21 protein-coding genes, 2 pseudogenes and 1 riboswitch are annotated in these 21,743 nt (G+C 72.7%); of the genes and pseudogenes, 12 read left to right on the top strand and 11 right to left on the bottom strand.

The annotated features are described in order from the left end of the window. Positions 1 to 30: 30 nt before the first annotated feature. Together BKD26_RS08695 and BKD26_RS08690 are read right to left on the bottom strand one after the other, a co-directional pair. Positions 31 to 1,317: a prenyltransferase/squalene oxidase repeat-containing protein gene (locus BKD26_RS08695; protein ID WP_084897243.1), complete on the bottom strand. Its 1,287-nt coding sequence runs from the start codon at positions 1,315 to 1,317 to the stop codon at positions 31 to 33. 116 nt (positions 1,318 to 1,433) lie between these two features. Beyond that, positions 1,434 to 1,567, bottom strand: a riboswitch (cobalamin riboswitch). A gap of 1 nt (position 1,568) precedes the next feature. After that, entirely contained in the window at positions 1,569 to 2,603 is a 1,035-nt protein-coding gene (locus BKD26_RS08690) for an MBL fold metallo-hydrolase (RefSeq protein ID WP_084897242.1), read from the bottom strand. Between the two features lie 99 nt (positions 2,604 to 2,702). On the opposite strand from BKD26_RS08690, the gene BKD26_RS08685 reads away from it, so the two are divergent. From BKD26_RS08685 to BKD26_RS08675, 3 genes are all read left to right on the top strand, one after another. After that, complete coding sequence (locus BKD26_RS08685) at positions 2,703 to 4,163, top strand: aldehyde dehydrogenase (protein ID WP_084897241.1); 1,461 nt, start codon at positions 2,703 to 2,705, stop codon at positions 4,161 to 4,163. Continuing rightward, positions 4,163 to 4,399 carry a ferredoxin gene (locus BKD26_RS08680; RefSeq protein ID WP_084897240.1) on the top strand — a complete coding sequence of 79 codons (237 nt, stop codon included), beginning with the start codon at positions 4,163 to 4,165 and terminating at the stop codon, positions 4,397 to 4,399. The genes BKD26_RS08685 and BKD26_RS08680 overlap by 1 nt, the downstream gene beginning before the upstream one ends. A 123-nt stretch (positions 4,400 to 4,522) precedes the next feature. Further along, a complete protein-coding gene (locus BKD26_RS08675; protein WP_084897239.1) occupies positions 4,523 to 5,050 on the top strand; it encodes a hypothetical protein in 528 nt (175 codons plus the stop codon). Positions 5,051 to 5,580: 530 nt separating this feature from the next. On the opposite strand, the gene BKD26_RS08670 is transcribed toward BKD26_RS08675, so the two are convergent. Further along, positions 5,581 to 6,216, bottom strand: a complete 636-nt coding sequence (locus tag BKD26_RS08670; protein ID WP_084897238.1) for a TetR family transcriptional regulator — start codon at positions 6,214 to 6,216, stop codon at positions 5,581 to 5,583. Positions 6,217 to 6,436: 220 nt separating this feature from the next. On the opposite strand from BKD26_RS08670, the gene BKD26_RS08665 reads away from it, so the two are divergent. The 4 genes from BKD26_RS08665 (at position 6,437) to BKD26_RS08650 (ending at position 10,355) form a co-directional block, all read left to right on the top strand. Then, on the top strand, positions 6,437 to 7,747 hold the full coding sequence (locus tag BKD26_RS08665) for a glycosyltransferase family 4 protein (RefSeq protein ID WP_084897237.1): 1,311 nt from the start codon (positions 6,437 to 6,439) through the stop codon (positions 7,745 to 7,747). 46 nt (positions 7,748 to 7,793) lie between these two features. Then, on the top strand, positions 7,794 to 8,534 hold the full coding sequence (locus BKD26_RS08660) for a class I SAM-dependent methyltransferase (RefSeq protein ID WP_084897236.1): 741 nt from the start codon (positions 7,794 to 7,796) through the stop codon (positions 8,532 to 8,534). Beyond that, positions 8,531 to 9,604 carry a prenyltransferase/squalene oxidase repeat-containing protein gene (locus BKD26_RS08655; RefSeq protein WP_084897235.1) on the top strand — a complete coding sequence of 358 codons (1,074 nt, stop codon included), beginning with the start codon at positions 8,531 to 8,533 and terminating at the stop codon, positions 9,602 to 9,604. Before BKD26_RS08660 ends, BKD26_RS08655 begins: the two co-directional genes overlap by 4 nt. A gap of 223 nt (positions 9,605 to 9,827) precedes the next feature. Beyond that, positions 9,828 to 10,355, top strand: coding sequence for a hypothetical protein (locus BKD26_RS08650; RefSeq protein ID WP_084897394.1), 528 nt, complete (start codon positions 9,828 to 9,830; stop codon positions 10,353 to 10,355). Positions 10,356 to 10,421: 66 nt separating this feature from the next. Here BKD26_RS08650 and BKD26_RS08645 read toward each other — a convergent pair whose 3' ends face one another. After that, positions 10,422 to 10,715 carry a hypothetical protein gene (locus BKD26_RS08645; protein ID WP_084897234.1) on the bottom strand — a complete coding sequence of 98 codons (294 nt, stop codon included), beginning with the start codon at positions 10,713 to 10,715 and terminating at the stop codon, positions 10,422 to 10,424. A gap of 172 nt (positions 10,716 to 10,887) precedes the next feature. Here BKD26_RS08645 and BKD26_RS40845 point away from each other — a divergent pair, with 172 nt between their 5' ends. Beyond that, positions 10,888 to 11,190 (top strand): hypothetical protein, encoded by a 303-nt coding sequence (locus BKD26_RS40845; protein WP_206603678.1) that lies wholly within the window; start codon positions 10,888 to 10,890, stop codon positions 11,188 to 11,190. 367 nt (positions 11,191 to 11,557) lie between these two features. Here BKD26_RS40845 and BKD26_RS41225 read toward each other — a convergent pair whose 3' ends face one another. From BKD26_RS41225 to BKD26_RS08615, 7 genes and pseudogenes are all read right to left on the bottom strand, one after another. Continuing rightward, positions 11,558 to 11,767, bottom strand: coding sequence for an AHH domain-containing protein (locus BKD26_RS41225; protein ID WP_241518592.1), 210 nt, complete (start codon positions 11,765 to 11,767; stop codon positions 11,558 to 11,560). Positions 11,768 to 11,812: 45 nt separating this feature from the next. Next, positions 11,813 to 12,043: pseudogene (locus tag BKD26_RS41220) on the bottom strand (RHS repeat-associated core domain-containing protein); the annotation flags it as partial. Between the two features lie 106 nt (positions 12,044 to 12,149). Continuing rightward, positions 12,150 to 12,431: pseudogene (locus tag BKD26_RS41215) on the bottom strand (DUF6531 domain-containing protein); the annotation flags it as partial. Between the two features lie 72 nt (positions 12,432 to 12,503). Next, complete coding sequence (locus BKD26_RS08630) at positions 12,504 to 13,508, bottom strand: LLM class F420-dependent oxidoreductase (RefSeq protein ID WP_084897233.1); 1,005 nt, start codon at positions 13,506 to 13,508, stop codon at positions 12,504 to 12,506. 100 nt (positions 13,509 to 13,608) lie between these two features. Further along, positions 13,609 to 14,418: a hypothetical protein gene (locus BKD26_RS08625; protein ID WP_241518580.1), complete on the bottom strand. Its 810-nt coding sequence runs from the start codon at positions 14,416 to 14,418 to the stop codon at positions 13,609 to 13,611. A gap of 166 nt (positions 14,419 to 14,584) precedes the next feature. Continuing rightward, the gene (locus BKD26_RS08620) at positions 14,585 to 15,457 is read right to left on the bottom strand and encodes an N-acetylmuramoyl-L-alanine amidase (protein WP_107417794.1); all 873 of its coding nucleotides are present in this window, start codon (positions 15,455 to 15,457) and stop codon (positions 14,585 to 14,587) included. 1,263 nt (positions 15,458 to 16,720) lie between these two features. After that, positions 16,721 to 17,371, bottom strand: a complete 651-nt coding sequence (locus BKD26_RS08615; protein WP_084897231.1) for a class I SAM-dependent methyltransferase — start codon at positions 17,369 to 17,371, stop codon at positions 16,721 to 16,723. Between the two features lie 140 nt (positions 17,372 to 17,511). Here BKD26_RS08615 and BKD26_RS08610 point away from each other — a divergent pair, with 140 nt between their 5' ends. The 4 genes from BKD26_RS08610 (at position 17,512) to BKD26_RS08595 (ending at position 21,734) form a co-directional block, all read left to right on the top strand. Continuing rightward, positions 17,512 to 18,948: an MFS transporter gene (locus tag BKD26_RS08610; RefSeq protein ID WP_107417793.1), complete on the top strand. Its 1,437-nt coding sequence runs from the start codon at positions 17,512 to 17,514 to the stop codon at positions 18,946 to 18,948. A gap of 69 nt (positions 18,949 to 19,017) precedes the next feature. Continuing rightward, positions 19,018 to 19,239, top strand: coding sequence for a hypothetical protein (locus BKD26_RS08605; RefSeq protein ID WP_073751884.1), 222 nt, complete (start codon positions 19,018 to 19,020; stop codon positions 19,237 to 19,239). A 550-nt stretch (positions 19,240 to 19,789) separates the two neighbouring features. Then, entirely contained in the window at positions 19,790 to 20,644 is an 855-nt protein-coding gene (locus BKD26_RS08600; protein ID WP_084897229.1) for a MaoC/PaaZ C-terminal domain-containing protein, read from the top strand. A gap of 13 nt (positions 20,645 to 20,657) precedes the next feature. Beyond that, positions 20,658 to 21,734 carry a Zn-dependent alcohol dehydrogenase gene (locus tag BKD26_RS08595; protein ID WP_084897228.1) on the top strand — a complete coding sequence of 359 codons (1,077 nt, stop codon included), beginning with the start codon at positions 20,658 to 20,660 and terminating at the stop codon, positions 21,732 to 21,734. Positions 21,735 to 21,743: the final 9 nt, after the last annotated feature.

The following is a 21,743-nucleotide window of genomic DNA, read 5'->3' as shown; positions in this document are numbered from 1 at the left end:
CGAGCAGCGGGACCACGATCCGGGCGCGCATCACCGCTGCCGGTCCCGCTTGCGGCCGCTGAGCAGGAACCCGATGCCCATGCCGGCGACCAGGAAGACGGCGACGGCAAGCCAGACGTTGAAGCCCGGCTCCTCCTCCGTCTCCCGCTGTTCCGTCTCCTCCAGGGGCAGCGACTTCGGCGCCGGACCGGTCGCGTTGAGCTGCCGTACGAGGTCGACGCCGCCGAAGTCGCGGGCGTCCGCGCCCACCGTGTGGGCGGCGAGGACCAGCTGGGCCCAGGCGGCGGGGCCGTTCTCCCTGGCCCACGCCGCGGAGTTCTTCTTCAGCCAGGCCACGGCCGGGGCGGCCTGGTCCATGTGCCCGGCCGCGCCGAGGGCGATGACGGCGTCGGCCGTGTTGCCGACGTCCGGCTGGGGCGCGGTGGCGGCGGCGCCTGGCATCGGCGGCAGGTCCAGGTGGCCGCTCCTGGCGAGCGCGGTGGCCAGGTAGGCGGCGCCGTTGCGGGCGGCGCGCTCGGCCGTCGGCTGGGCGGCCGGCTCGGCGGGGGTCTCGCAGGTCGGCTTCTGCTCCGGCTCGGCGCCCCGCGTCTGGAGGTCCTTGCCCAGCCCGGCGAGCACGGCGGCGGCGGTGGCGTCGCCGTTCGCGACGAGCGCGCCGCTCTTCGGGTCGGGCTGGTAGGCGAAGGCGCCGGCGCCCTCCTTGGCGTCGCAGGGGATCGCGAGGCCGAGCAGAGCGTCGTACGGCGTCTTCCCACCGCTCGACCGGATCTCGCCGGGCCGGTGGCCGGTCGCGGCGAGCGCGCTGACGACGAGGGACGTGGAGTTGGCGTCGCTGGGCGCGCCGGGGTTGTAGCCCCAGCCGCCGTCCTTGTTCTGGACGCCCTTCAGCCAGGCGGCGCCCGCGCCCATGGCCTTGCTGACCGGGTCGGTCCCGGGCTCCGCCGCCTCGGGCCTGTCGACTCCGGACAGCGCCTGTACGGCGACGGCGGTGGCGTTGGTGTCCAGCAGCGTCTTCGGGTCGCAGGTCCTGGCCGGGTCGGGGCGGTAGGAGGCGAAGCCGCCGCTGTCGCACTGCTGCTTCAGCAGCCAGTCCACGGCCTTGCGGTTCGGCTCGACGCCGGACACCTGCTGGGCCATGAAGGCGAGCGACTGCCGCCACACCCCGTCGTACGTCGGGTCCTTCGTGCCGTACAGGCCAGCGGGGATCACCGGCGACGGCGCGGGGGAGGGGGCCGCGTACGCGACGGTCCCGGTCCCGGACAGCAGCACGGCGGCGGCGAGCGCCGCGGCGCCGTGGCGGACGCGAACGGTGGTCATGGCTTCGGTGGCCTTTCCTGCGGGAACCGGGCACCGGCACGCGAAAGGCACCAAGCTCCGGCTCCGTATTCCTCGACGGTGCCGGTCACCGGGCAGTCGTTCCCGGTGACGCGAGCCGAACACGTGCGCGTACGGGGCGATCCGGCTCACCGCCGGGAAGACGGCGGTTCACGGTTGCGGGGTCAGCGCCGGATTCTCACCGGCTTCCCCCCGTACGGGCATGATGACGACCCGCTCACTCTACCGGTGGGTCATACAGCCAGGTACGTCACGGGGTCGCTGCCCGGCACCGGCTCCACGCGCCCCAGCTTCACCAGCCGCCGCAGGTGCGCCTCCGCCTCCGAGACGGCGATGGTGCGCGAGCCGTACGGGATGCGGTCCCAGGGGCGGTTCCACTCCATGCGCTCGGCGAGCTGCCAGGGGGTGAGCGGGGTGGTGAGCAGGCCGGCCAGGCCGGTGAGCCGCTCCTCGTGGTGGGCGAGCAGTTCCCGCACCCGCTCCTCGGCGCCGGTGAAGGCGTGCTGGTGGGCGGGGAGCACCTCGGCGACACCGAGCCGGCCGACCCGCTCCAGCGAGTCCAGGTAGTCCCCCAGGGGATCCGTGACCGTGGCGTCGTCGGGGTCCTCGTACAGCCCGATGTGCGGGCTGATCCCGGGCAGCAGGTGGTCGCCGGAGAACAGCCGCCCATGGCCGGGCCGGCGAGCCGGGTGCTCCTCCTCCAGGTGCAGGCAGACGTGACCGGGCGTGTGGCCGGGCGTCCAGATCGCGCGCAGCCGACGGCCCGCCAGGTCGAGCAGCTCGCCGGGCGCGATCTCCCGGTCGGGCAGGACGGGCTGCGGCAGGGGGAGGTCACCGGTGCGGGCGGACCGCAGCGGGGCGGTGTGCTCGTCGGGCGCGCCGGAGGCGGTCAGCTTCGCCAGCAGGTAGTCGAGCCAGGCGCCCGGCTCGGCGTCGCGGGTGCGGCGTACGACGGCGATGTCGGCGGCGTGCATGGCGATCCAGGCGCCGGACGCCTCCCGGACCCGGCCGCACAGGCCGTGGTGGTCGGGGTGGTGGTGGGTGACGAGGACGCCGTGGACGTCCCGGACGGAGGTGCCCAGCGCGGTGAGCCCCTCGCACAGCTCCGTCCAGGAGCCGGGGTCGTCCCAGCCCGTGTCGACGAGGACCGGGCCCCGGTCGGTGTCGACGACGTGGACGAGGGTGTGGCCGAGGGGGTTGTCCGGGATGGTGACCGCGATGCTCGATACGCCGCCGCCGTGGTCGTGTACCTGCGGTCCTGGTGGCATGAGCCCTCATCTCCCCACGGCGGTACGGCCATTGCCCAGTATAACTAGAACTGGTATCAGTTCTGAAACACTGTCAGAAACTGCGGGAGGCGGTCGGCCATGGCCGAGCTGGTCGAGCACGGAAAGCTGTTCATCGGCGGCGAGTTCGCCGACCCCCTCGGCGATGACGTCATCGACGTGACCTCGCCGCACACCGAGCAAATCATCGGCCGGGTGCCGCACGCCTCCCAGGCCGATGTGGACCGCGCGGTGGCGGCGGCACGCCGGGCCTTCGACGAGGGGCCCTGGCCCCGGATGTCCCTGGACGAGCGGATCGCCGTCGTCACCCGTATCAAGGACGCGATCGCCGTACGGCACGAGGAGATCGCCCGGACGGTCAGCGCGCAGAACGGCTCCCCCTACTCGTGGAGCGTCCTCGCGCAGGCGCTCGGCGCGATGATGGTGTGGGACGCGGCCATCACGGTCGCCCGCGACCACCCGTACGAAGTGGAGCGCGCCGGCGTCCTCGGCCCGATCCTGGTACGGCGCGAGCCGGTCGGGGTGGTCGCGGCGGTGGTGCCGTGGAACGTCCCGCAGTTCACGGCCGCGGCGAAGCTGGGCCCGGCGCTGCTGGCCGGGTGCACGGTGGTGCTCAAGCCGTCGCCGGAGACACCCCTGGACGCGTACATCCTGGCCGACATCGCACGGGAGGCCGGGCTGCCGGAGGGCGTGCTGTCGATCCTGCCCGCCGACCGGGAGGTCAGCGAGTACCTGGTCGGCCACCCCGGCGTCGACAAGGTGTCCTTCACCGGCTCCGTCACGGCGGGCAAGCGCGTGATGGAGGTCGCCTCGCGCAACCTGACGCGCGTCACCCTGGAACTGGGCGGCAAGTCCGCGGCCGTCGTCCTGCCGGACGCCGACCTGGAGGCCGCCGTAGCCGGGATCGTCCCGGCCGCCTGGATGAACAACGGCCAGGCGTGCGTGGCCCAGACCCGGATCCTCGCCCCGCGCTCCCGGTACGACGAGTTCGCCGAGGCCCTTGCCGCGGCGGCCGGCGCCCTGGTGGTCGGCGACCCGCTCGACCCGGCCACCCAGGTAGGCCCGCTCGTCGCCCGGCGCCAGCAGCAGCGGTCCCTCGACTACATCCGCATCGGCCAGGAGGAGGGCGCCAAGATCCTCGCCGGCGGTGGCCGCCCGGCCGGCCACGAGCGCGGCTGGTACGTCGAGCCGACCCTCTTCGGCGACGTCCACAACGACATGCGCGTCGCCCGCGAGGAGATCTTCGGCCCGGTCATCTGCCTGCTGCCGTACGGGGACGAGGCCGAGGCCCTGAAGATCGCCAACGACTCGGACTACGGCCTCAGCGGCAGCGTGTGGACCGCCGACGTCGAACACGGCGTCGACTTCGCCCGCCAGGTCCGCACCGGCACCTTCAACGTCAACACCTTCAGCCTGGACATGCTGGGCCCGTTCGGCGGCTACAAGAACTCGGGCCTGGGCCGGGAGTTCGGACCCGAGGGTTACGACGCGTACCTGGAGTACAAGATGATCCACCTCCCCGCCGGCCACGAGGCACGGTGATGGGCGACCGCTGGCACGTGGAGGTCGACCGACACGTCTGCATCGGCTCCGGCATGTGCGTGCACCACGCCCCGGACGGCTTCACCCTCGACGCGGCCCGCCAGTCGCGGCCACGGGCCCCCGAGACCGACGCCGACGAGCGGATCCTCGCCGCGGCCGAGGGCTGCCCGGTGGAGGCGATCACGATCGCCCTGGTGGACGGCGGTGAACCGGTCTTCCCTGCTGACGAAGAGTGAAGGAGCCGCGAAGGAACGGCGCGTGGCGCCCGTCGTTGCCCGGCCCGCCCACCACGACCATGCGAAACTTCTCCCTTGATCACGGGGGCAAGGGGCCCACGTGCACGCGGGATTGGGAGATTCGTGCGCAAGGCGAAGTGGGCGGCCGCGGCCGCCGGTGTGGTGCTGCTGGTCGCGGGCTGCGGCGGCGGTGGTCCGGACAAGGGAACGGGCCCCTCGTCCGGCTCCTCGGCCCCGGCCGGTGCGGGCGCGGAGGCGGAGGGCGGCAGCCTGGACGCGGCGGCGGTGACCAAGGAGATCGGCGACGCGGCGACGGCGGCGGGCTTCACCAAGAAGCCCTCGGACGCCGTCCCGCCGGTCCTCGCGTCCTGCATGGTCGACTGGGCGGTCGACGGCGAGAAGGCCACCAACGCGAAGAAGTCCTACGACGACACGGTCGCGGCCCTCGCCAAGAACGGCTGGAAGGAGTCGCAGAGCTTCGACCAGAAGGGCTCGGTGATCAAGTCGCTGGCCAAGAGCGGCTGGACGCTGAAGGCGAGCCACCACGGCCAGGGCGGCTTCGTCACCGTCATGTTCATCGCCACGGACAACAGCCCGGCGTGCGAGAAGGCCTTCCGGGAAGACCTGGAGAAGAACAAGAACACCCAGTAACACCCGCACCCGGGAACCGACCGGGGTGGGGCCGTGCCCTTGTCTCCCACCGGCCCGCAGTCGGCGTACGGCCGGGGTGGGGCCGTGCCCCTGCTCCCACCGGCCCGCACCCGGCCGACGACCGGGGTGGGGCCGTGCCCCTGCCCCCACCGGCCCTCAGCCGGCCACCGGCCGGGGTGGGGCCGTGCAGGGTCGTCCCCGCAGAGGTTGGCGGCGACGGGTGGGCTCCCTTGTTCCGTACCCAAGGCCGCCGGCCTCGTGGGGGTGCCCCCTCTGGGGGAGAGACGAGCCCGGAGGGGCCACGCCCCACCCCCACCGGCAGGCACCGCCCCGGATGGAGTCGCCGCAAGGGCACCGCCCCGTTCCGTTGTGCCCACCCGTTCCTCCCCCTAGGACTTCGTCCTGGGGGACCCCCAGCGGAACGACTGCCCACAACGGGAGGCGGCGGGGGCCGGCGGGGGCGACTGCCCACAACGGGCACGGAGTCGGCACCGCCCCGCCCGTGGAGGCGTCAGAGCGGCGAGCCCGGCTCAAGCCGGGCTGGTGGTGGGCCTGGCCCCCGGGGCGTCCGGAGTCGTCAGGTCGATCAGGCGGCACGCCGTCTCGATGTCGATCTTCACCTGGGCGATCGACGCCCGGCCCGACAGCCATGTGATCAGCGCCGAGTGCCAGGTGTGTTCGATCACCCGCACCGCGGAGAGCTGCTGCGGCGTCGGGTGCTCCAGGCCCATCGCGTCCAGGATGATCGCCGTCGTCTGCCGGGACACGGTGTCCACCTCCGGGCTCACGCTGCGGTCCGCGAACGTCAGCGCCCGCACCATCGCGTCCGCGAGGTGCGGTTCGCGCTGGAGGGCGCGGAAGGCGCGCATCAGCGTCTCCGCCACCCGCTCGGACGCGGACTCCCCGGCCGGCGGGCGCTTGCGCAGCGTCGTGTGCAGGTGGTCCAGCTGGTCCTGCATGGTGGCGACCAGCAGGTGGATCTTGGACGGGAAGTACCGGTACAGCGTGCCGAGCGCGACCCCGGCGGCCTCGGCGACCTCGCGCATCTGGACCGCGTCGAAGCCGCCCCGGCCGGCCAGCTGCGCGCTGGCGTGGAGGATCCGGCGGCGGCGCGCCTCCTGGCGCTCGGTGAGCGGCGGCGACGCCGGTCTGTCTTCCGCTGTCATCTGTCCCGTTCCGTAGTCCCGTTCCATGGCGTACCGGTGTGCCCACGGACCGGTACCGCCCGGCGGCGCCCGCCGTGGCGTGAATCACCTGTTCCGGCCCTCACAGCGGCGCTACCTGCCGGTAGATTCGAAGCTCCTTGGACGATCAAGTCTGAAACTTGTTCTAGATTAGCGCGACCGGTTAGGCTCCGGCGAAACGCAGGCAAGAAGGGGGCCGCGAGTGACCGCTGAGGCCATAGAGGCAGGCCCCCGCGGCGGTGTCACCGGGGGCGACGACCTCCCGCTGCGCATCGCGCTCCTCACGTACAAGGGGAACCCGTTCTGTGGCGGACAGGGCGTCTACGTACGTCACCTGTCGCGCGAACTCGCCCGCCTCGGGCACAGCGTCGAGGTGATCGGCTCCCAGCCCTACCCCGTACTGGACGAGGGCGTCCCCCTCACCGAGCTCGCCAGTCTCGACCTCTACCGGCAGCCCGACCCGTTCCGCACGCCGAAGCGCGACGAGTACCGGGACTGGATCGACGCCCTCGAAGTCGCCACCATGTGGACCGGCGGCTTCCCCGAACCGCTCACCTTCTCGCTGCGCGCCCGTCGCCACCTGGCCGCCCGGCGCGGCGACTTCGACGTCGTCCACGACAACCAGACCCTCGGCTACGGCCTCCTCGGCGACCTCGGCGCCCCGCTCGTCACCACCATCCACCACCCCATCACGGTGGACCGGCAGCTGGAGCTCGACGCCGCGCGGGACTGGAAGCGCCGCGCCTCCGTCCGCCGCTGGTACGCCTTCACGCGCATGCAGAAGCGCGTCGCGCGTCGCCTCCCCTCCGTACTCACCGTCTCCGGTACCTCCCGCGACGAGATCGTCGAGCACCTCGGCGTACGGCAGGACCGCATCCGGGTCGTCCACATCGGCGCCGACACCGACCTGTGGTCCCCCGACCCGGCCGTCCCCGAAGTGCCCGGCCGGATCGTCACCACCTCCAGCGCCGACGTCCCGCTCAAGGGACTCGTCCACCTCGTCGAGGCACTCGCGAAGCTCCGCACCGAGAACCCCGACGCCCACCTCGTCGTCGTCGGCAGGCGCGCCGAGGACGGGCCGGTCGCGCAGGCCATCGAGCGGTACGGGCTCGACGGCGCCGTCCGGTTCGTCAAGGGCATCACGGACGCCGAGCTCGTGGACCTGTACCGGGGCGCCCAAGTGGCGTGCGTACCTTCGCTGTACGAGGGGTTCTCGCTGCCCGCCGCCGAGGCCATGGCCACCGGGACGCCCCTGGTCGCCACCACGGGCGGCGCGATCCCCGAGGTCACGGGCCCCGACGGCGAGACCTGCCTGGCCGTCCCGCCCGGCGACGCCGGCGCCCTCGCGGCGGCCCTCGGCCGGCTGCTCGGCGACGCAGGCGCCGAACTGCGCACCCGCCTCGGCACGGCCGGCCGCGCCCGGGTGCTGGACAGGTTCACCTGGGCCCGCGCGGCCCAGGGCACGGCGGAGCTGTACCGCGAGGCCATCGCGGCGCGCGGAGCCCGCCGGTGACCCACCCCCGTACACCTTCCCCCCTCCGTGAAAGCAGGCCGTCCTCGTGCTGACCGTCGACTTCACCCGCTTCCCGCTCGCCCCCGGCGACCGCGTCCTCGACCTGGGCTGCGGTGCCGGGCGGCACGCCTTCGAGTGCTACCGGCGCGGAGCCCAGGTCGTCGCCCTCGACCAGAACGGCGAGGAGATCCGCGAGGTCGCCAAGTGGTTCGCCGCCATGAAGGAGGCCGGGGAGGCGCCCGCCGGAGCGACCGCCACCGCCATGGAGGGCGACGCGCTCAACCTGCCCTTCCCCGACGAGTCGTTCGACGTCGTGATCATCTCCGAGGTCATGGAGCACATCCCGGACGACAAGGGCGTCCTCGCCGAGATGGTCCGCGTCCTCAAGCCGGGCGGCCGCATCGCCGTCACCGTCCCCCGCTACGGCCCCGAGAAGGTCTGCTGGGCACTTTCCGACGCGTACCACGAGGTCGAGGGCGGCCACATCCGTATCTACAAGGCCGACGAGCTGCTCGCCAAGATCCGCGAGGCCGGCCTCAAGCCGTACGGCACCCACCACGCGCACGCGCTGCACTCGCCGTACTGGTGGCTGAAGTGCGCGTTCGGCGTCGACAACGACAAGGCGCTGCCGGTGCGCGCGTACCACAAGCTGCTGGTCTGGGACATCATGAAGAAGCCCCTGGCCACCCGCCTCGCCGAGCAGGCCCTCAACCCGGTCATGGGCAAGAGCTTCGTGGCGTACGCGACCAAGCCCCACCTTCCGAAGGCCGAGGCCGAGACCGCGTGACGAGCCCCGAGAGGACCGAACACCTCGTCCTGCCCGGCGTCCTCACCGCCGAGCAGGCCGCCGAGACCGTCGCCGGCATCCTCGGCGTCCAGCGCGAGGACGGCGCCATCCCCTGGTTCCGCGGCCACCACCTCGACCCGTGGGACCACACCGAGGCCGCCATGGCCCTGGACACGGCCGGCGAGCACGACGCGGCCGCCCGCGCCTACGAGTGGCTCGCCCGCCACCAGAACGAGGACGGCTCGTGGTACGCCGCCTACCACGACGGCGACCACACCCAGATCACCGACCACGGCCGGGAGACCAACTTCTGCGCCTACATAGCGGTCGGCGTCTGGCACCACTACCTCTCCACCGGCGACGACACCTTCCTCGACCGCATGTGGCCCGTCGTCTACGCGGCCGTCGAGTTCGTGCTGCGGCTCCAGCAGCCCGGCGGCCAGATCGGCTGGAAGCGCGAGCCCGACGGCACGCCCGTCACCGACGCGCTGCTGACCGGCTCCTCCTCCATCCACCAGGCGCTGCGCTGCGCCCTGGCCATCGCCGAGGAGCGCGAGGAGCCCCAGCCCGACTGGGAGCTGGCCGCCGGCGCACTCGCCCACGCCATCCGCCACCACCCGGAGCGGTTCCTCGACAAGAACCGCTACTCGATGGACTGGTACTACCCCGTCCTCGGCGGCGCCGTCACCGGCGCGGCCGCCAAGGAGCGCATCGAGAGCGCCTGGGACGACTTCGTGGTCCCCGGCCTCGGCGTACGCTGCGTCCTGCCCAACCCCTGGGTCACCGGCGGCGAGAGCTGCGAACTGGCCCTGACGCTCTGGGCGATGGGCGAGTCCGACCGCGCGCTGGAGATCCTCCAGTCCATCGGTCACCTGCGCGCCGACGGTGGCATGTACTGGACGGGGTACGTCTTCGAGGGCAACCGCGCCTTCTGGCCCGAGGAGCTCACCACCTGGACGGCGGGCTCCCTGCTGCTGGCCGTCGCCGCCCTGGGCGGGGACGAGGCGACGACCGCGGTCTTCGGCGGCGAGCGGCTGCCGCACGGCCTGGCCCCGGACTGCTGCCGGTGATGGCCTGATGCCCTGATGGCCTGAACCGGCCCCCGCCCGGATTCGCCAGCCTTGGGGCGGGGTACCCGAGTTCACCGATCGAGACGGTATTGCGGGCGATTCGTCCGCAACCATCCCGCTGTCCCGATCGTCCAACACAATAAAGGCCCAGCGTCAGGGGAAAACAATGAAACGACGCGCCACGGCACTGGTGACGCTCCTGCTCACAGGCGCCGGATTCGGGATGCTGACGGTGCCCGCCGAGGCGGCCCCCGCAGTGACCACGCAGACCACCGCTGTCTGCCCCACCGGCTGGGGCAGCGCCCAGAAGACCGGCGTCAGCGCCGCGACCGCCTCCCTGGTGGACATCAGGACCGGCCGCCACGACTGCTTCGACCGCATGGTCTTCCACGTGCCGGGCATCGGCAGCGGCAAGATCGGCTACCACGTCAGGTACGTCGACCGGGTGTACCAGGACGGCTCAGGGCAGTACGTCCCGGTCGCCGGCGGAGCCCGCCTGGAAGTGCGCATCGCCGCGCCCAGCTACAACCCCGAGACCGGCGGACAGACGTACCGGGGGAAGGTGGCCCAGCCGCTGCCCGGTGTGAACCTCACCGGGTACCGCACCTTCAAGGACACCCGGTTCGTCGGCAGCTTCGAGGGTGACACCCAGATCGGCCTCGGCGTCCGCGCCCGGCTGCCGTTCCGGGTCCTCCACCTGTCCGACCGCCTCGTGGTGGACGTCGCCCACACGTGGGGCGCCGCCCGCTGAACCACGAGAACGCCGGCCGGCACCCGGACCTGCTCCGGGTGCCGGCCGGCGTGGTGGTGCCGTGCCTCAGTACCGGCGCAGTCGGCCGGCGAGGGCGTGGCCGAGGAGCAGGTACACGAGCGCGGCGAGACCGTAGCCCGCCACGACCCGCAGCCACGCCGCGTCGAACGTGAACAGATCATGCGACCAGCCGGCCAGCCAGCGGGCCGCCTCCTGGACGAACTGCACCAGGTCGTTGGCCCGGTTGGCGTCGAACAGGTACATCAGGATCCACAGGCCGATGATCGCGGCCATGACATCGGCGACCACCGCGACCGCGGTCGCCGCCTGGTGACTTCCGTTGCTGTGACGGGGAGACATGCTCAACGGGTTGCCGCTCCGCCGCCCCTGAAACCCGTACGGCAACGCCCCGGTGGCGCGTTCACTGGACACTGACTCTCTTGCCGCTCAGAACCCCATCGGATCAGGGTGCGGGGTGAGCTGTGGGTCCTCCGACCACACCAGGCGCCCTTCGAGGTCGTCGCCGAGGAGCGTGGCCAGTCGGTCGGCGCCCCAGCCGTTCCAGTACACCGCCTGGGGGGGATTCCGGTACGCGGAAGGCGGGCAGTTCGCAGGGCAGGGCGTTCGCCCGGAAGACGGCTTGCTTGATCTGCCCGGTGGCCTTCTTGGGCTTGGAGGACCGTCGGGCGTCCAGACAGTCCACGACCGCCTCGACGGCATAGAACAGGAATTCCCCGGCGCCGAGGTCATCGGTACGGAGAGGTACGAGCCTGCCGGCTTTCAGCAGGTCGTCCTGCAGGGCGTCCGCGATGCGGCGGCTGAGGCTCCCGTGTAGCCGGAGGGGAACTCGGTCACCCGGAGGGCCGGGTTCCCGTTCCATTCCGCCCTGAGATCCTGCGGCAGATCCGCGGAGTCACCAGTCCGCTGCCAGCGCATGACCTTCCGCACGGAGCTGTCGAAGAGCAGCGTCCGGAACTCACCGAGGGCAGGCAGCAGTCGGTACACCCGCCGAGGGCCTCGTGATACGTCAGCCATGATTACGCCGTCCATACAGCACCCTGCTTCGGTTTGCCACTCCTGAGTTCCTCCACGACCTCATTACCGATGGCGCGCAGCTCTTTCCGGAGCGCGCTGCGAATCGCTCGCGCACCCCGGCCCTCTTCCGTCATCCGTTCGACCAATTCGTGGAGGTGCCGGTCGAGTCACTGGAGGAACGCACCGCGGTGAGTGTAGTTATGTGGCTTCGGGTAAGTCAGTCCCACCCCGTTCGCCGCGTCATTGATGCTGACACGGTACCTCTCCAGCAGCGCACGGCTCCTCGCGCCCGGTGCCCACAGGCGGCGCGACCCTCCAGAGGGCACCAGGTGCGCCGCTGCCTGTCCGGGGGAGGGCGCACGGCCCTCGTGTGTCATGTGCTCGCGCAGCAGCTTCGCGTTCTCCTTGCACGACAGCTGCTGCAGCCCGAAGTAGTCGAAGGCGTGCAGGGGATTGAGCACGTAGCGGTGCGGGTCGGGTCCCGCGTCCAGGCCAAGTGGGTCCGGGCTGGTGTAGAGACCGGTGGCCGGGTCGTAGTGGCGGAAGAGGTTGTAGTGGAGCTGCGTCTCGGGGTCGAAGTACTGGCCGGGAAAGCGCAGCGGGGTGTACGCCGAGGCGTCGCGGTTCCAGGCGGTGACGCCCCACAGCGTCGAAAACACCCGTCGGTGGCTCCGCCCCCGCGAAGCGCCGCAGCCACCCGGTGCGCGGGTCGCGGACGGCGAAGGCGGGCGGTGCGCCGTCCGCCACCGCCAGGCGGACCAGCGCCAGGCGCGGGCCCTCCTGCGGCCAGACCTCTTCGCCGACCGCCTCCGGCAGCCGTCGGTACAGCAGCGTGGTGCCGTCTTCACGGGCCCACAGCGCCGAGCCGTCACCCTCGAGCTGCAACCGTTCGTCCAGCGTCGAGGCCCAGGAGCGGCCGAACCAGTGGCCGAAGCGGTACCCCGACAGATGGGTGCGCGAGAGCACCAGCGGCAGCACCCCCGGCAAGGACAGATCCGTCTGCGGCAGGTACATCTCACCGGAGGCGGCGTCCACCGGGTCGTTGCACCAAGGCTTGCCGTTCTGCGACGCGCCGTTCAGCCGAGGGTTGTTCTTGACCTGCCCCAGGCGGTGTTACGTGGTCAGGTCGGCCAGCACCCGCAGCGTCGCCGCGTCGGGGGACGTCACCAGGAGGTCGGTGACCGGGCCCGCGCGCCACAGCTCCAGGCGCTCGGCGATGCGCTCGCGCGGACCGACCAGTGAGATCTCGTCCGCGAAGGCGTCCGGGACGGCGAGGACCGCCTCGTCGCGGCGGCCCTGGGCGAACAGCTCCTGGACGCGGCGCGCCTCGGCCTCGTACCCCATGCGGGCCATCAGGTCGGCGTGGAAGTTGCGGGTGGTGTGCCCCATGCCGCCGATGTAGAAGCCGAGCATCGCCTTGACGGGCAGCAGGCCCTCGGTGACGTCGTCGCAGAGCTGCGCGCGGGCCAGAGGCGCGACCATGAAGCCGTCGGGCAGGTTTTTCACGTCGTACACGTCCGGGTGCGAGGGCGACCAGTACAGGGGGAGCCAGCCGTCGGCGATCCTCGTCGTCTGGGCGATGTTCTTCGGGCCCTCGGCGCCCAGCAGGACCGGGAGGTCTGCCCGGAGCGGGTGGGTGATCGGCTTGAGCGGCTTGCCGAGGCCGGTGCCGTCCTCGCCGGCGTACGGATGGGAGTGGAAGCGGCCGTCGAGCGTCACCGGGGCCTCGCGGCGCAGGACCTGGCGGACGACGTCGACGTACTCGCGTGTCGCGGTGAGCGGCGAGGCGGGGAACGGGCGGCCGTACCAGCCCTCGACGACCTGCGGCCCCGACAGGCCGAGCCCGAGCATCATCCGGCCGCCCGAGAGGTGGTCGAGGGTGAGCGCGTGCATGGCGGTGGCGGTCGGTGTCCGCGCGGCCATCTGCGCGATCGCCGTACCGAGCCGGATCCGGGTGGTGTGCGCCGCGATCCAGGTGAGGGGGGTGAACGCGTCGGAGCCCCACGCCTCGGAGGTCCACACGGAGTCGTAGCCGAGCCGCTCGGCCTCGCGGGCCAGTTCGAGGTGGGCGGGGTCCGGGCCGCGCCCCCAGTAGCCGAGTGCCAGTCCGAGCCGCATGCCACCTCGTCTCTGACGGTACGTCAGTTATGTGGGCCCGACTGTACGGGAACGGCCCCCCGCCCGGAAGGGCGAGGGGCCGTACGCCTACGACGATGCGTCAGCCGCGCTGGATGCCCGTGGTGTCCTGGAGCACGCCACGGCGGCCGTCCTGCGTCTGGGCCACCAGGCCCTGGCCGCGCTGCTCGACCGCCAGGTACCAGGTGCCCGGCGCCAGCTCCGCGATCGGCGTCGGCGATCCGTCCTCCGCGTACAGCGGACGGGCCACCGGAACGGCGAACCAGAACGGCGCGAAGTCCGAGGCGGGCGCGGCCTGACCGCCGCCCTGTGACGGCTGCGGCTGCTGGCCACCCTGCGCGGGCTGCGGCTGGGCCGGCTGGACCCCCTGAGCCGCGCCGGGGTAGCCGTAACCGCCCTCGGGCTGCCCGCCGTACGGCGGCTGCTGGGCGCCCGGGTAGCCGTAACCGGCCTGCGGCTGCCCGCCGTACGGCTGCGGCTGCTGCGGCCGCGGCGCGCCCATGAGCGGGGCCTTGAGCGCCGGGACGAGCGGAGCGGCGACCGCGGCCGCGGCGAGCGCGATGGTGGCCAGCAGGCCCAGGATCATGCCGGCGCCGGCGTCGGCGTCCATGTCGATGATGGTCCAGAACGCCGTCCAGAGCGCGAAGATGCAGAAGGCCACACCGAACTGGCCCAGGTCGATCCCCGCGATCTTGCGGCCGGGCATGCCCCGGCCGACGACGATCAGCGCCGCCCCGATGACGCCGGAGAGGAACATGCTCATCAAGAGGCCCAGGCTGTCCCAGGCGTTGGTCTTCTCGAAGCCGGAGCAGTCGACCCCACTGGGGCAGTCGAAACTGGTGAGGCCGAGGAACGAGGCGATGAACAGCACCACCGCTGCTCCGATCACCACGCCATCGCCTCGAGTGAGGGAGCGGATGTTCACGTGTAAGAGTCCTTCGTCGGTTCGTCTCGTCGGGGTGGCGCGAAGCACGGGGGTGGCCGGCCCCATCGTACGGATGCGGTACGGGTCTGGGCCCGGGGTGACCGGACCCCCGGCAGGCTATCGTCCGCCGGACCTAGTCCCGCAGGTAGGTGCTGACGCCGGCCGCGATTCCCTGGGCCGCTTTCTGCCGCCATGCCGTGTCTGTCAGCAATGCGGCGTCCTTCGGGTCACGCATATTGCCGCATTCGACGAACACTTTGGGCACGGTCGACAGATTCAGGCCGCCGAGGTCCTTGCGTACGTCCAAACCGGCACCCCCGCCGATGTAGTTGGCCGGAGCGGTTCCGGTGGCCAGCGCGAACTCCCGTGCGATGCGCTCACCGAGGGCGCGTGACGGGCCGACGATCCTCGTCGTGTCGGCCGCCCCGCCCTTGACCAGTGCGGGAAGGATCACGTGGAAGCCGCGGTTGCCGGTGCCCGAGCCGTCCGCGTGGACCGACACCACGGCGTCGGCCTTCGCGGCGTTGCCGATGCGGGCGCGCTCGTCGATGCACGGGCCGTAGGGGCGGTCGGCGTCCTGGGTGAGGGTCACCGTCGCGCCCTGCTTCTGGAGCAGGGTGCGAAGACGGTGTGAAACATCCAGGGTGAATGCGGCTTCCGTGTAACCGGAGTTCGTGGACGTACCGGTGGTGTCGCATTCCTTGCGGTTCGTTCCGATGTCCACGAGCCGGTTGATCTCACGGGGGTGATCGAAGTTGCCGGGGTTGTGACCCGGATCGATCACGACGGTCTTTCCGGCGAGGGGCCGCGCGGCGGGGGCGGGCGGGGTGCCCTGCGCCACGTCGGAGGCGACCGGCATCGGCCCGAGCGCCTTCGGTACCCGCTCGCTCCCGTCGCCGCTCATCGCCTGCCAGGCCAGCCACCCGGCCAGCGCGGCGGCCAGCGGCGCGCCGACCGCGAGCACGAGCTTGCGGCGGACGGGACTCGAGCTGTCGTCATCGTGCACCCTGCGATGGTATGCGTACGGAGGCGTACGGCCGCCGCACCGCCCCCGCACAAGGTGGCCGCGCCGGTCATGGTGGGCGTGTGGGCCGCCCTCTCTCCGAGTGTGGCGGGCTCCGGCGCCCCGTCAAGGGCGCTCCCTTCGGTCGCGTCGCTTCGCGATGTCGCTGCGCTCCACCCTTGACCGGCCGCCTCCGCCCGCCTTTTCCCACTCGGAGGGCGGCCCGGGGGAACGGGTCCAGGAGGGGCCGCCCTATGCCCGTGCCGTTCATGGCCGGGAGGCGGGCGGCGGAGGGGGCGCGGCAGTGGAATGGGGCGGTGGCGGCTGGGTTAAGCGGCTGCGGCTCGTCTTTCGGCTGAGGTACAGGACCTCGCTTCGGTGGGTGGTGGGTACGCCCGAGTGGCATGGGGCTTCCGGGGTCGGCTTGGCGGGTGCGGGTGGGTGAGGGGTCGGCGTTCAGGCGGGTGGCTGGGGTGGGTGCGGGGCTGGGCCGTGGTGTCGCCCCGCTGGCCGGGGTGAAGGGGTGGGTGTGGCTGGGTGGCCGGCCTGTCGGCTCGCGGTCCCGGTCCGGCCCCGCCTGCCACACAGGGAGGTCCCACCCGTCTCCTTGGTCACGGCAGTACCGGGATCGGGGGTGTTGTGTGCGGTGTGGGACACCTTCCCGCCGTGGTGCCCGGGCTGTGGGTGTCCGATCCCGCCCACATCTCCGGCGAGGCGATACGGCTGGGACTGGAGGGGGCGGAGGGGCCGTCCTGAAGGTCCGATGACGTGTTCGGGACCCCGGGGCTGCCGCAGAGCAGCAGTGGCGCCGGGAAGGACGTGCCCCAGGCGGGTGCCGGACAGGAAGCCGACCGTGCGGGGCACCGTGTCCGGATCCCGCCGGACTCCTGGAGGCGAGGGGCTGGGCCTCGCCCCGGGTGCCGGGCTGACCTGGTCCTGCAACGGGACACGACGGCCGTCGCTTGGCGTCATGCGGGCGCGGCGTGCGGGGCTCGGCGCCCCCTGGCCCCGCCTGCCTCACCAGGACGCCTCACCCCAGCCCCCACCGTCACACCGGCACCAGGGCCGGGGAGTTGTGGGCGGTGTGGGACACCTTTCGGCGATGAGTATCCGGGCTCTGGGTGTCCCATCCCGCCCACGACTCCGGTGATCCGACACGGGCGTGCCCCGTCTGCCCGGCCGGCCGGTGCCTGCCGTGCCTTGGCCGGCTGAGGCACCACGTCCGGCACCCGGGGCGCCGGCCGGCGCGGGAGCCGGCGCGCTCCGTCAGATGCCCGGGGCCGTGCGGCGCAGGACGCGCAGCGAGTCCGTGACCGACACCTCGGTGAACGCGCCGGACTCCAGGGCCCGCTGGTAGATGCGGTACGGGGCCTGGCCGCCGTCCGCGGGGTCGGGGAACACGTCGTGGATGACCAGCAGTCCGCCCTCGGCCACGCGCGGCGCCCAGCCCTCGTAGTCGGACGTGGCGTGCTCGTCGGTGTGGCCGCCGTCGATGAAGACCAGGCCGACCTCGCCCGCCCACACCCGCGCGACCTGCGGCGAGCGGCCGACGACCGCGATCACGTGCTCCTCCAGGCCCGCCGCGTGCAGCGTGCGGCGGAACGTCGGCAGCGTGTCCATCAGCCCGACCTCCGGGTCCACCACCGTCGGGTCGTGGTACTCCCAGCCCGGCTGCTGCTCCTCGCTGCCCCGGTGGTGGTCGACCGTGACGGCCACCGTGCCCGCCGCGCGGGCCGCGTCGGCGAGCAGGATCGTGGAACGGCCGCAGTACGTGCCGACCTCCAGCAGCGGCAGCCCCAGCCGCCCCGCCTCGGCGGCCGCCGCGTGGAGCGCCAGGCCCTCGCGTACGGGCATGAACCCCTTGGCGGCCTCGAAGGCGGCGAGCGTCTCCGGCTTGGGCGCGGCAGGCACAGCCATGGGTTCCTCCTGGTCGGACGATGGCGTCGGACGGTCCTACTGGGCGGTCACATCGTAGGCGGCGCGGTCCCACGCGGGACTTCCGGCGTAGGTACATATCCTGATGTACGGAGCGCACGGCACCTGCGACCATGACAGCCATGTCTCAGCCCCGTATCGACACCACCGTCCCCGCGCCCACAGCCGCCGGCTCACCTCGCCCCGCCGCCCGTACCTGGGTGGTGCTTTCCGCCGCCTGTGCCGGGCAGTTCCTGGTGGTCCTCGACGTCTCCGTGGTGAACGTGGCGCTGCCGTCGATGCGCGCCGACCTCGGGCTGTCGGCGATCGGGCTCCAGTGGGTGCTCAACGCGTACTCGATCGCCTTCGCCGGGTTCATGCTGCTCGGCGGGCGGGCGGCGGACCTCTTCGGGCGCAAGCGTATGTTCCTGGTGGGGCTCGGGCTGTTCACCGCGGCCTCCGTGGCCGGTGGCCTCGCCGTGGAGGGCTGGCAGCTGCTCGCCGCCCGTGCCGCGCAGGGGCTCGGGGCCGCGGTCCTCGCGCCCGCGACGCTCACCATCGTGACCGGCGCGGTGCCGCCGGGGCCCGCGCGGACCCGTGCGATAGGCACCTGGTCGGCGGTGGGCGCGGGCGGCGGCGCGGCGGGCGGGCTGGTCGGCGGCGTCCTGACCGACCTGCTCTCCTGGCGCTGGGTGCTGCTGATCAACGTGCCGGTCGGTGTGCTGGTGCTCGTCGGCGCCGCGCTGTGGATCCGCGAGAGCAGGACGGAGGGCGGCCGGCGGCTCGACCTGCCCGGCGCGGTGCTCGTCACCGGCGGGCTGGCGGCCGTGGCGTACGGCATCGTGCAGACCGAGGAGGCCGGCTGGGGCGCGGGCGCGACGCTGCTGCCGCTGCTCGGCGGGGTGGCGCTGCTGGTGGCGTTCGTGGCGGTCGAGGCCCGGACGAACGCCCCGCTGATGCCGCTGAAGCTGTTCCGGTCCAGGGCCGTGTCGGCGGCCAACGTGGCGATGCTGATGAACGGCTCCGCCTCGTTCGCCATGTGGTTCTTCATGACGGTGTACGCCCAGAACGTGCTCGGCTATTCCCCGCTGGCGGCAGGCCTCGCCCTCGTACCGAGCTCGATCAGCGTCATCGTCGGCTCCAAGCTGGCGCCGCGGCTGATGGTGACGACCGGGGCGCGCAACCTCGCGGCGATCGGCACGCTGATCGCCGCCACCGGGTTCGGCTGGCAGTCCCTGATGGACGCGCACGGTACGTACGTCACGACCATCCTGGGGCCCGGCATCCTGATGATGGCCGGCATCGGGCTGGCCATCACCCCGCTCGCCTCGCTCGCCACGTCGGGCGCCGCACCGGGCGACGCCGGCCTGGTCTCGGGCCTGGTCAACACCTCACGCACGATGGGCGGCGCGCTGGGCCTGGCCGTCCTGTCGACGGTCGCCGCGTCCCGGATGGCGGGCGGTACGGGGCCGGAGGCGCTCACGGCCGGGTACGCGCTGGCGTTCCGCACCGGCGCGGGGATCCTGCTGGTGGGCGCCGTGCTGATGCTGCTGTGGCTGCCGCGCCGCACCGAGGCGTAGGTTACGGTCGGCCCCCGGTCACGGCAGCCCCCTGCCCCATCCGGCCTCCGTGCCGCATACTGGCGGGAAATGACGAATCGCTCCGCGCCCCGGCGCCACCTCGCCACCAGTCCCTTCAAAGCCCCCGTCGCCGCACCGATCAAGCACTTCGCGGTAGGGGACCGGGTCTCCCACGACAGGCACGGCCTCGGCACGGTCATCGCCGTCGAGGACCAGATCGCCACGCTCGTCGACTTCGGCTCCCAGAAGACCCGCATCGTCAGCCCGTACAAGGGCATGGACAAGCTCTGACCCCCTTCAGCCCGGCTGATCCGTCCCCCTGACGGCTGCCGACCGACCCTCTCGCCGGCAGCCCGCCCGCGACCCGGACGCCGCGCCGCGGAGCCGGTCCCGACCCCCGGGACCCGCCCGCCGCCGCGGCGTCCCGCGCGCCCGGCCGCCGCGCTCGGCCGCCGCCCCGCCCCCCGGTACCGGGGGTGCCCGCCCCGCGAGGGCGCCGTCACGGGGGTAACCGAGAACAGGCGCCGCCCTGGCCCGTTGTGCCCACCCTCCCCCAAGCTCTCGGCTTCGCTCGAGCAGGGGGGACCCCCATCGCCCTGCGGCACGACTGCCCACAACGGGGGGAGACGGGCTCTGCGGCACGACTGCCCACAACGGGAGGGCCAGGAGCGCGCCACCAGACCTGACGCGGCGTCAGGACTCTTCCCAACCCCAGGGCCCCGCGCTATACAGGAGGACCACCGGCCCTAGAACGCGTTCTAGAACCGGTCCCTTCACGGCCTCGGCGCGGCCGACGGTGCGGACGGCCGTGCCGAGGTCTCCAGCGACGAGCAGGAGCCCCATGCCCATTGACGCAGGCCAGGCACTCGCGGCCGAGCCCCGTTCCGCCGAGATCACCTGGGACCACAAGGACGTCCAGCTCTACCACCTCGGCCTCGGCGCCGGCACCCCCGCCACCGACCCCGACGAGCTGCGCTACACCCTGGAATCCCGGCTGCACGTCCTGCCCAGCTTCGCCACCGTCGCGGGCGCCGGGATGGGCATGATGGGCGGGCTGGCGGCACCCGGCATCGACGTCGACCTCTCCGCCGTCCTGCACGGCGGGCAGGCCATCCACCTGCACCGGCCCATCCCCGTGCGCGGCCGGGCGGCCACCACCTCCCGCGTCGCCGCTGTGTACGACAAGGGCAAGGCGGCCGTCCTCGTCCTCCGCTCCGAGGCGGCCGACGACGACGGGCCGCTGTGGACGAGCGACACCGAGATCTACGTACGCGGCGAAGGCGGCTTCGGCGGCGACCGCGGCCCCTCCGCCCGCCCCGAACCCCCCGACCGCGCCCCCGACCGGACCGTCGAGCGGCACGTCCGGGAGGACCAGGCGCTGCTCTACCGGCTCTCCGGCGACTGGAACCCGCTCCACGCCGACCCCGAGTTCGCCAAGCTCGCCGGCTTCGACCGGCCGATCCTGCACGGCCTGTGCACCTACGGCATGACGCTGAAGGCCGTCGCCGACACGCTCCTCGACGGCGACGTCACCCGTGTCCGCTCGTACCGCACCCGCTTCGCCGGTGTGGTGTACCCGGGCGAGACCCTCCGTATCCGGATGTGGCGCCAGGACACGGGCGTACGGGTGGCGGTGTCCGCCGCCGAGCGGGACGACGCCCCGGTCCTCGCCGACACCCTCGTAGAAACCGTGTGAAGGGAGCCGCACCATGCGCGCAGCCGTACTGCACGAGACCGGCCAGGACAAACTCGAAGTCCTCGACGACGTCGAGGCGGTGGGCTTCGGCCCCGGCAAGGTGCGCATCCGGGTCAGGGCGACGGGCCTGTGCCACTCCGACGTCTCCGCGATGAACGGCGTCCTGCCGCAGCCGGCGCCCTTCGTCCCCGGCCACGAGGGCGCGGGCGAGATCGTGGACGTCGGCGGCGGGGTGACCGCCCACAAGCCCGGCGACCGGGTGCTGCTGTGCTGGCTGCCCGCCTGCGGCGACTGCCCGTCCTGCAAGCGGGGCCAGACCCAGCTGTGCCTCGCCGGCTTCATGAACGCCGGCACGCCCAACTTCAAGCGCCCCGGCGGGGACGTCTTCGGCTTCGCCGGCACCGGAACCTTCGCCGAGGAGGTCGTCGTCGACGCCGGCTGCGCGGTGCCCATACCCGACGACGTCCCCTTCGACATCGCCGCGCTCATCGGCTGCGGCGTGACCACCGGACTGGGCGCGGCCATCAACACCGCGCGCGTGGAGGCCGGTTCGTCGGTCGCGGTCATCGGCTGCGGAGGCGTCGGCATCTCCGCGATCCAGGGCGCCAAGCTCCAGGGCGCGGCCCAGATCGTGGCCGTCGACCCGGTGGCCTCCCGCCGCGAGGCGGCGCTGCGGTTCGGCGCGACCGAGGCGGTGGCCCCGGACGGACTCCCCGACGCCAAGCAGCGGATCACCGCCGGTGAGGGCTTCGACTACGTCTTCGAGGTCGTCGGCCGGTCCGCCACGGCCCGCACCGCCTACGAGTCGACCCGGCGCGGCGGCACGCTCTGCATCGTCGGCGCGGGCGCCATGGACGACTTCCTCCAGCTCAACATGTTCGAGCTGTTCTTCGACGAGAAGCGGATCCTGCCCTCGATGTACGGGGGCGGTGACGTGCTCCGCTCGTACGAGAGGGCCATCGCCCTGTGGCGGGCGGGCCGTATCGACCTCGCGGGCCTGATCACCCACCGGGTGCCGCTGGCGGGCATCAACGACGCGCTGGAGCAGATGCGGACGGGCGAGGCGCTGCGTACCTGCATCGAGATCTGAGGAGGAGAT

The sequence above is a fragment of the Streptomyces sp. CB03238 genome (assembly GCF_002099185.1).
Classification (GTDB): domain Bacteria; phylum Actinomycetota; class Actinomycetes; order Streptomycetales; family Streptomycetaceae; genus Streptomyces.
The sequence above is the reverse complement of the archived record's forward strand: the minus strand, read 5'-3'. Positions and strand labels throughout refer to the sequence as shown.

Excerpts from the sequence above, each read along its gene's own strand:
- BKD26_RS08695 (WP_084897243.1), bottom strand. The coding sequence starts at position 1,317 with ATGACCACCGTTCGCGTCCGCCACGGCGCCGCGGCGCTCGCCGCCGCC.
- BKD26_RS08690 (WP_084897242.1), bottom strand. The coding sequence starts at position 2,603 with ATGCCACCAGGACCGCAGGTACACGACCACGGCGGCGGCGTATCGAGC.
- BKD26_RS08685 (WP_084897241.1), top strand. The coding sequence starts at position 2,703 with ATGGCCGAGCTGGTCGAGCACGGAAAGCTGTTCATCGGCGGCGAGTTC.
- BKD26_RS08680 (WP_084897240.1), top strand. The coding sequence starts at position 4,163 with ATGGGCGACCGCTGGCACGTGGAGGTCGACCGACACGTCTGCATCGGC.
- BKD26_RS08670 (WP_084897238.1), bottom strand. The coding sequence starts at position 6,216 with ATGACAGCGGAAGACAGACCGGCGTCGCCGCCGCTCACCGAGCGCCAG.
- BKD26_RS08650 (WP_084897394.1), top strand. The coding sequence starts at position 9,828 with ATGCTGACGGTGCCCGCCGAGGCGGCCCCCGCAGTGACCACGCAGACC.
- BKD26_RS08645 (WP_084897234.1), bottom strand. The coding sequence starts at position 10,715 with ATGTCTCCCCGTCACAGCAACGGAAGTCACCAGGCGGCGACCGCGGTC.
- BKD26_RS41225 (WP_241518592.1), bottom strand. The coding sequence starts at position 11,767 with ATGACACACGAGGGCCGTGCGCCCTCCCCCGGACAGGCAGCGGCGCAC.
- BKD26_RS08630 (WP_084897233.1), bottom strand. The coding sequence starts at position 13,508 with ATGCGGCTCGGACTGGCACTCGGCTACTGGGGGCGCGGCCCGGACCCC.
- BKD26_RS08615 (WP_084897231.1), bottom strand. The coding sequence starts at position 17,371 with ATGGCTGTGCCTGCCGCGCCCAAGCCGGAGACGCTCGCCGCCTTCGAG.
- BKD26_RS08610 (WP_107417793.1), top strand. The coding sequence starts at position 17,512 with ATGTCTCAGCCCCGTATCGACACCACCGTCCCCGCGCCCACAGCCGCC.
- BKD26_RS08605 (WP_073751884.1), top strand. The coding sequence starts at position 19,018 with ATGACGAATCGCTCCGCGCCCCGGCGCCACCTCGCCACCAGTCCCTTC.
- BKD26_RS08600 (WP_084897229.1), top strand. The coding sequence starts at position 19,790 with ATGCCCATTGACGCAGGCCAGGCACTCGCGGCCGAGCCCCGTTCCGCC.
- BKD26_RS08595 (WP_084897228.1), top strand. The coding sequence starts at position 20,658 with ATGCGCGCAGCCGTACTGCACGAGACCGGCCAGGACAAACTCGAAGTC.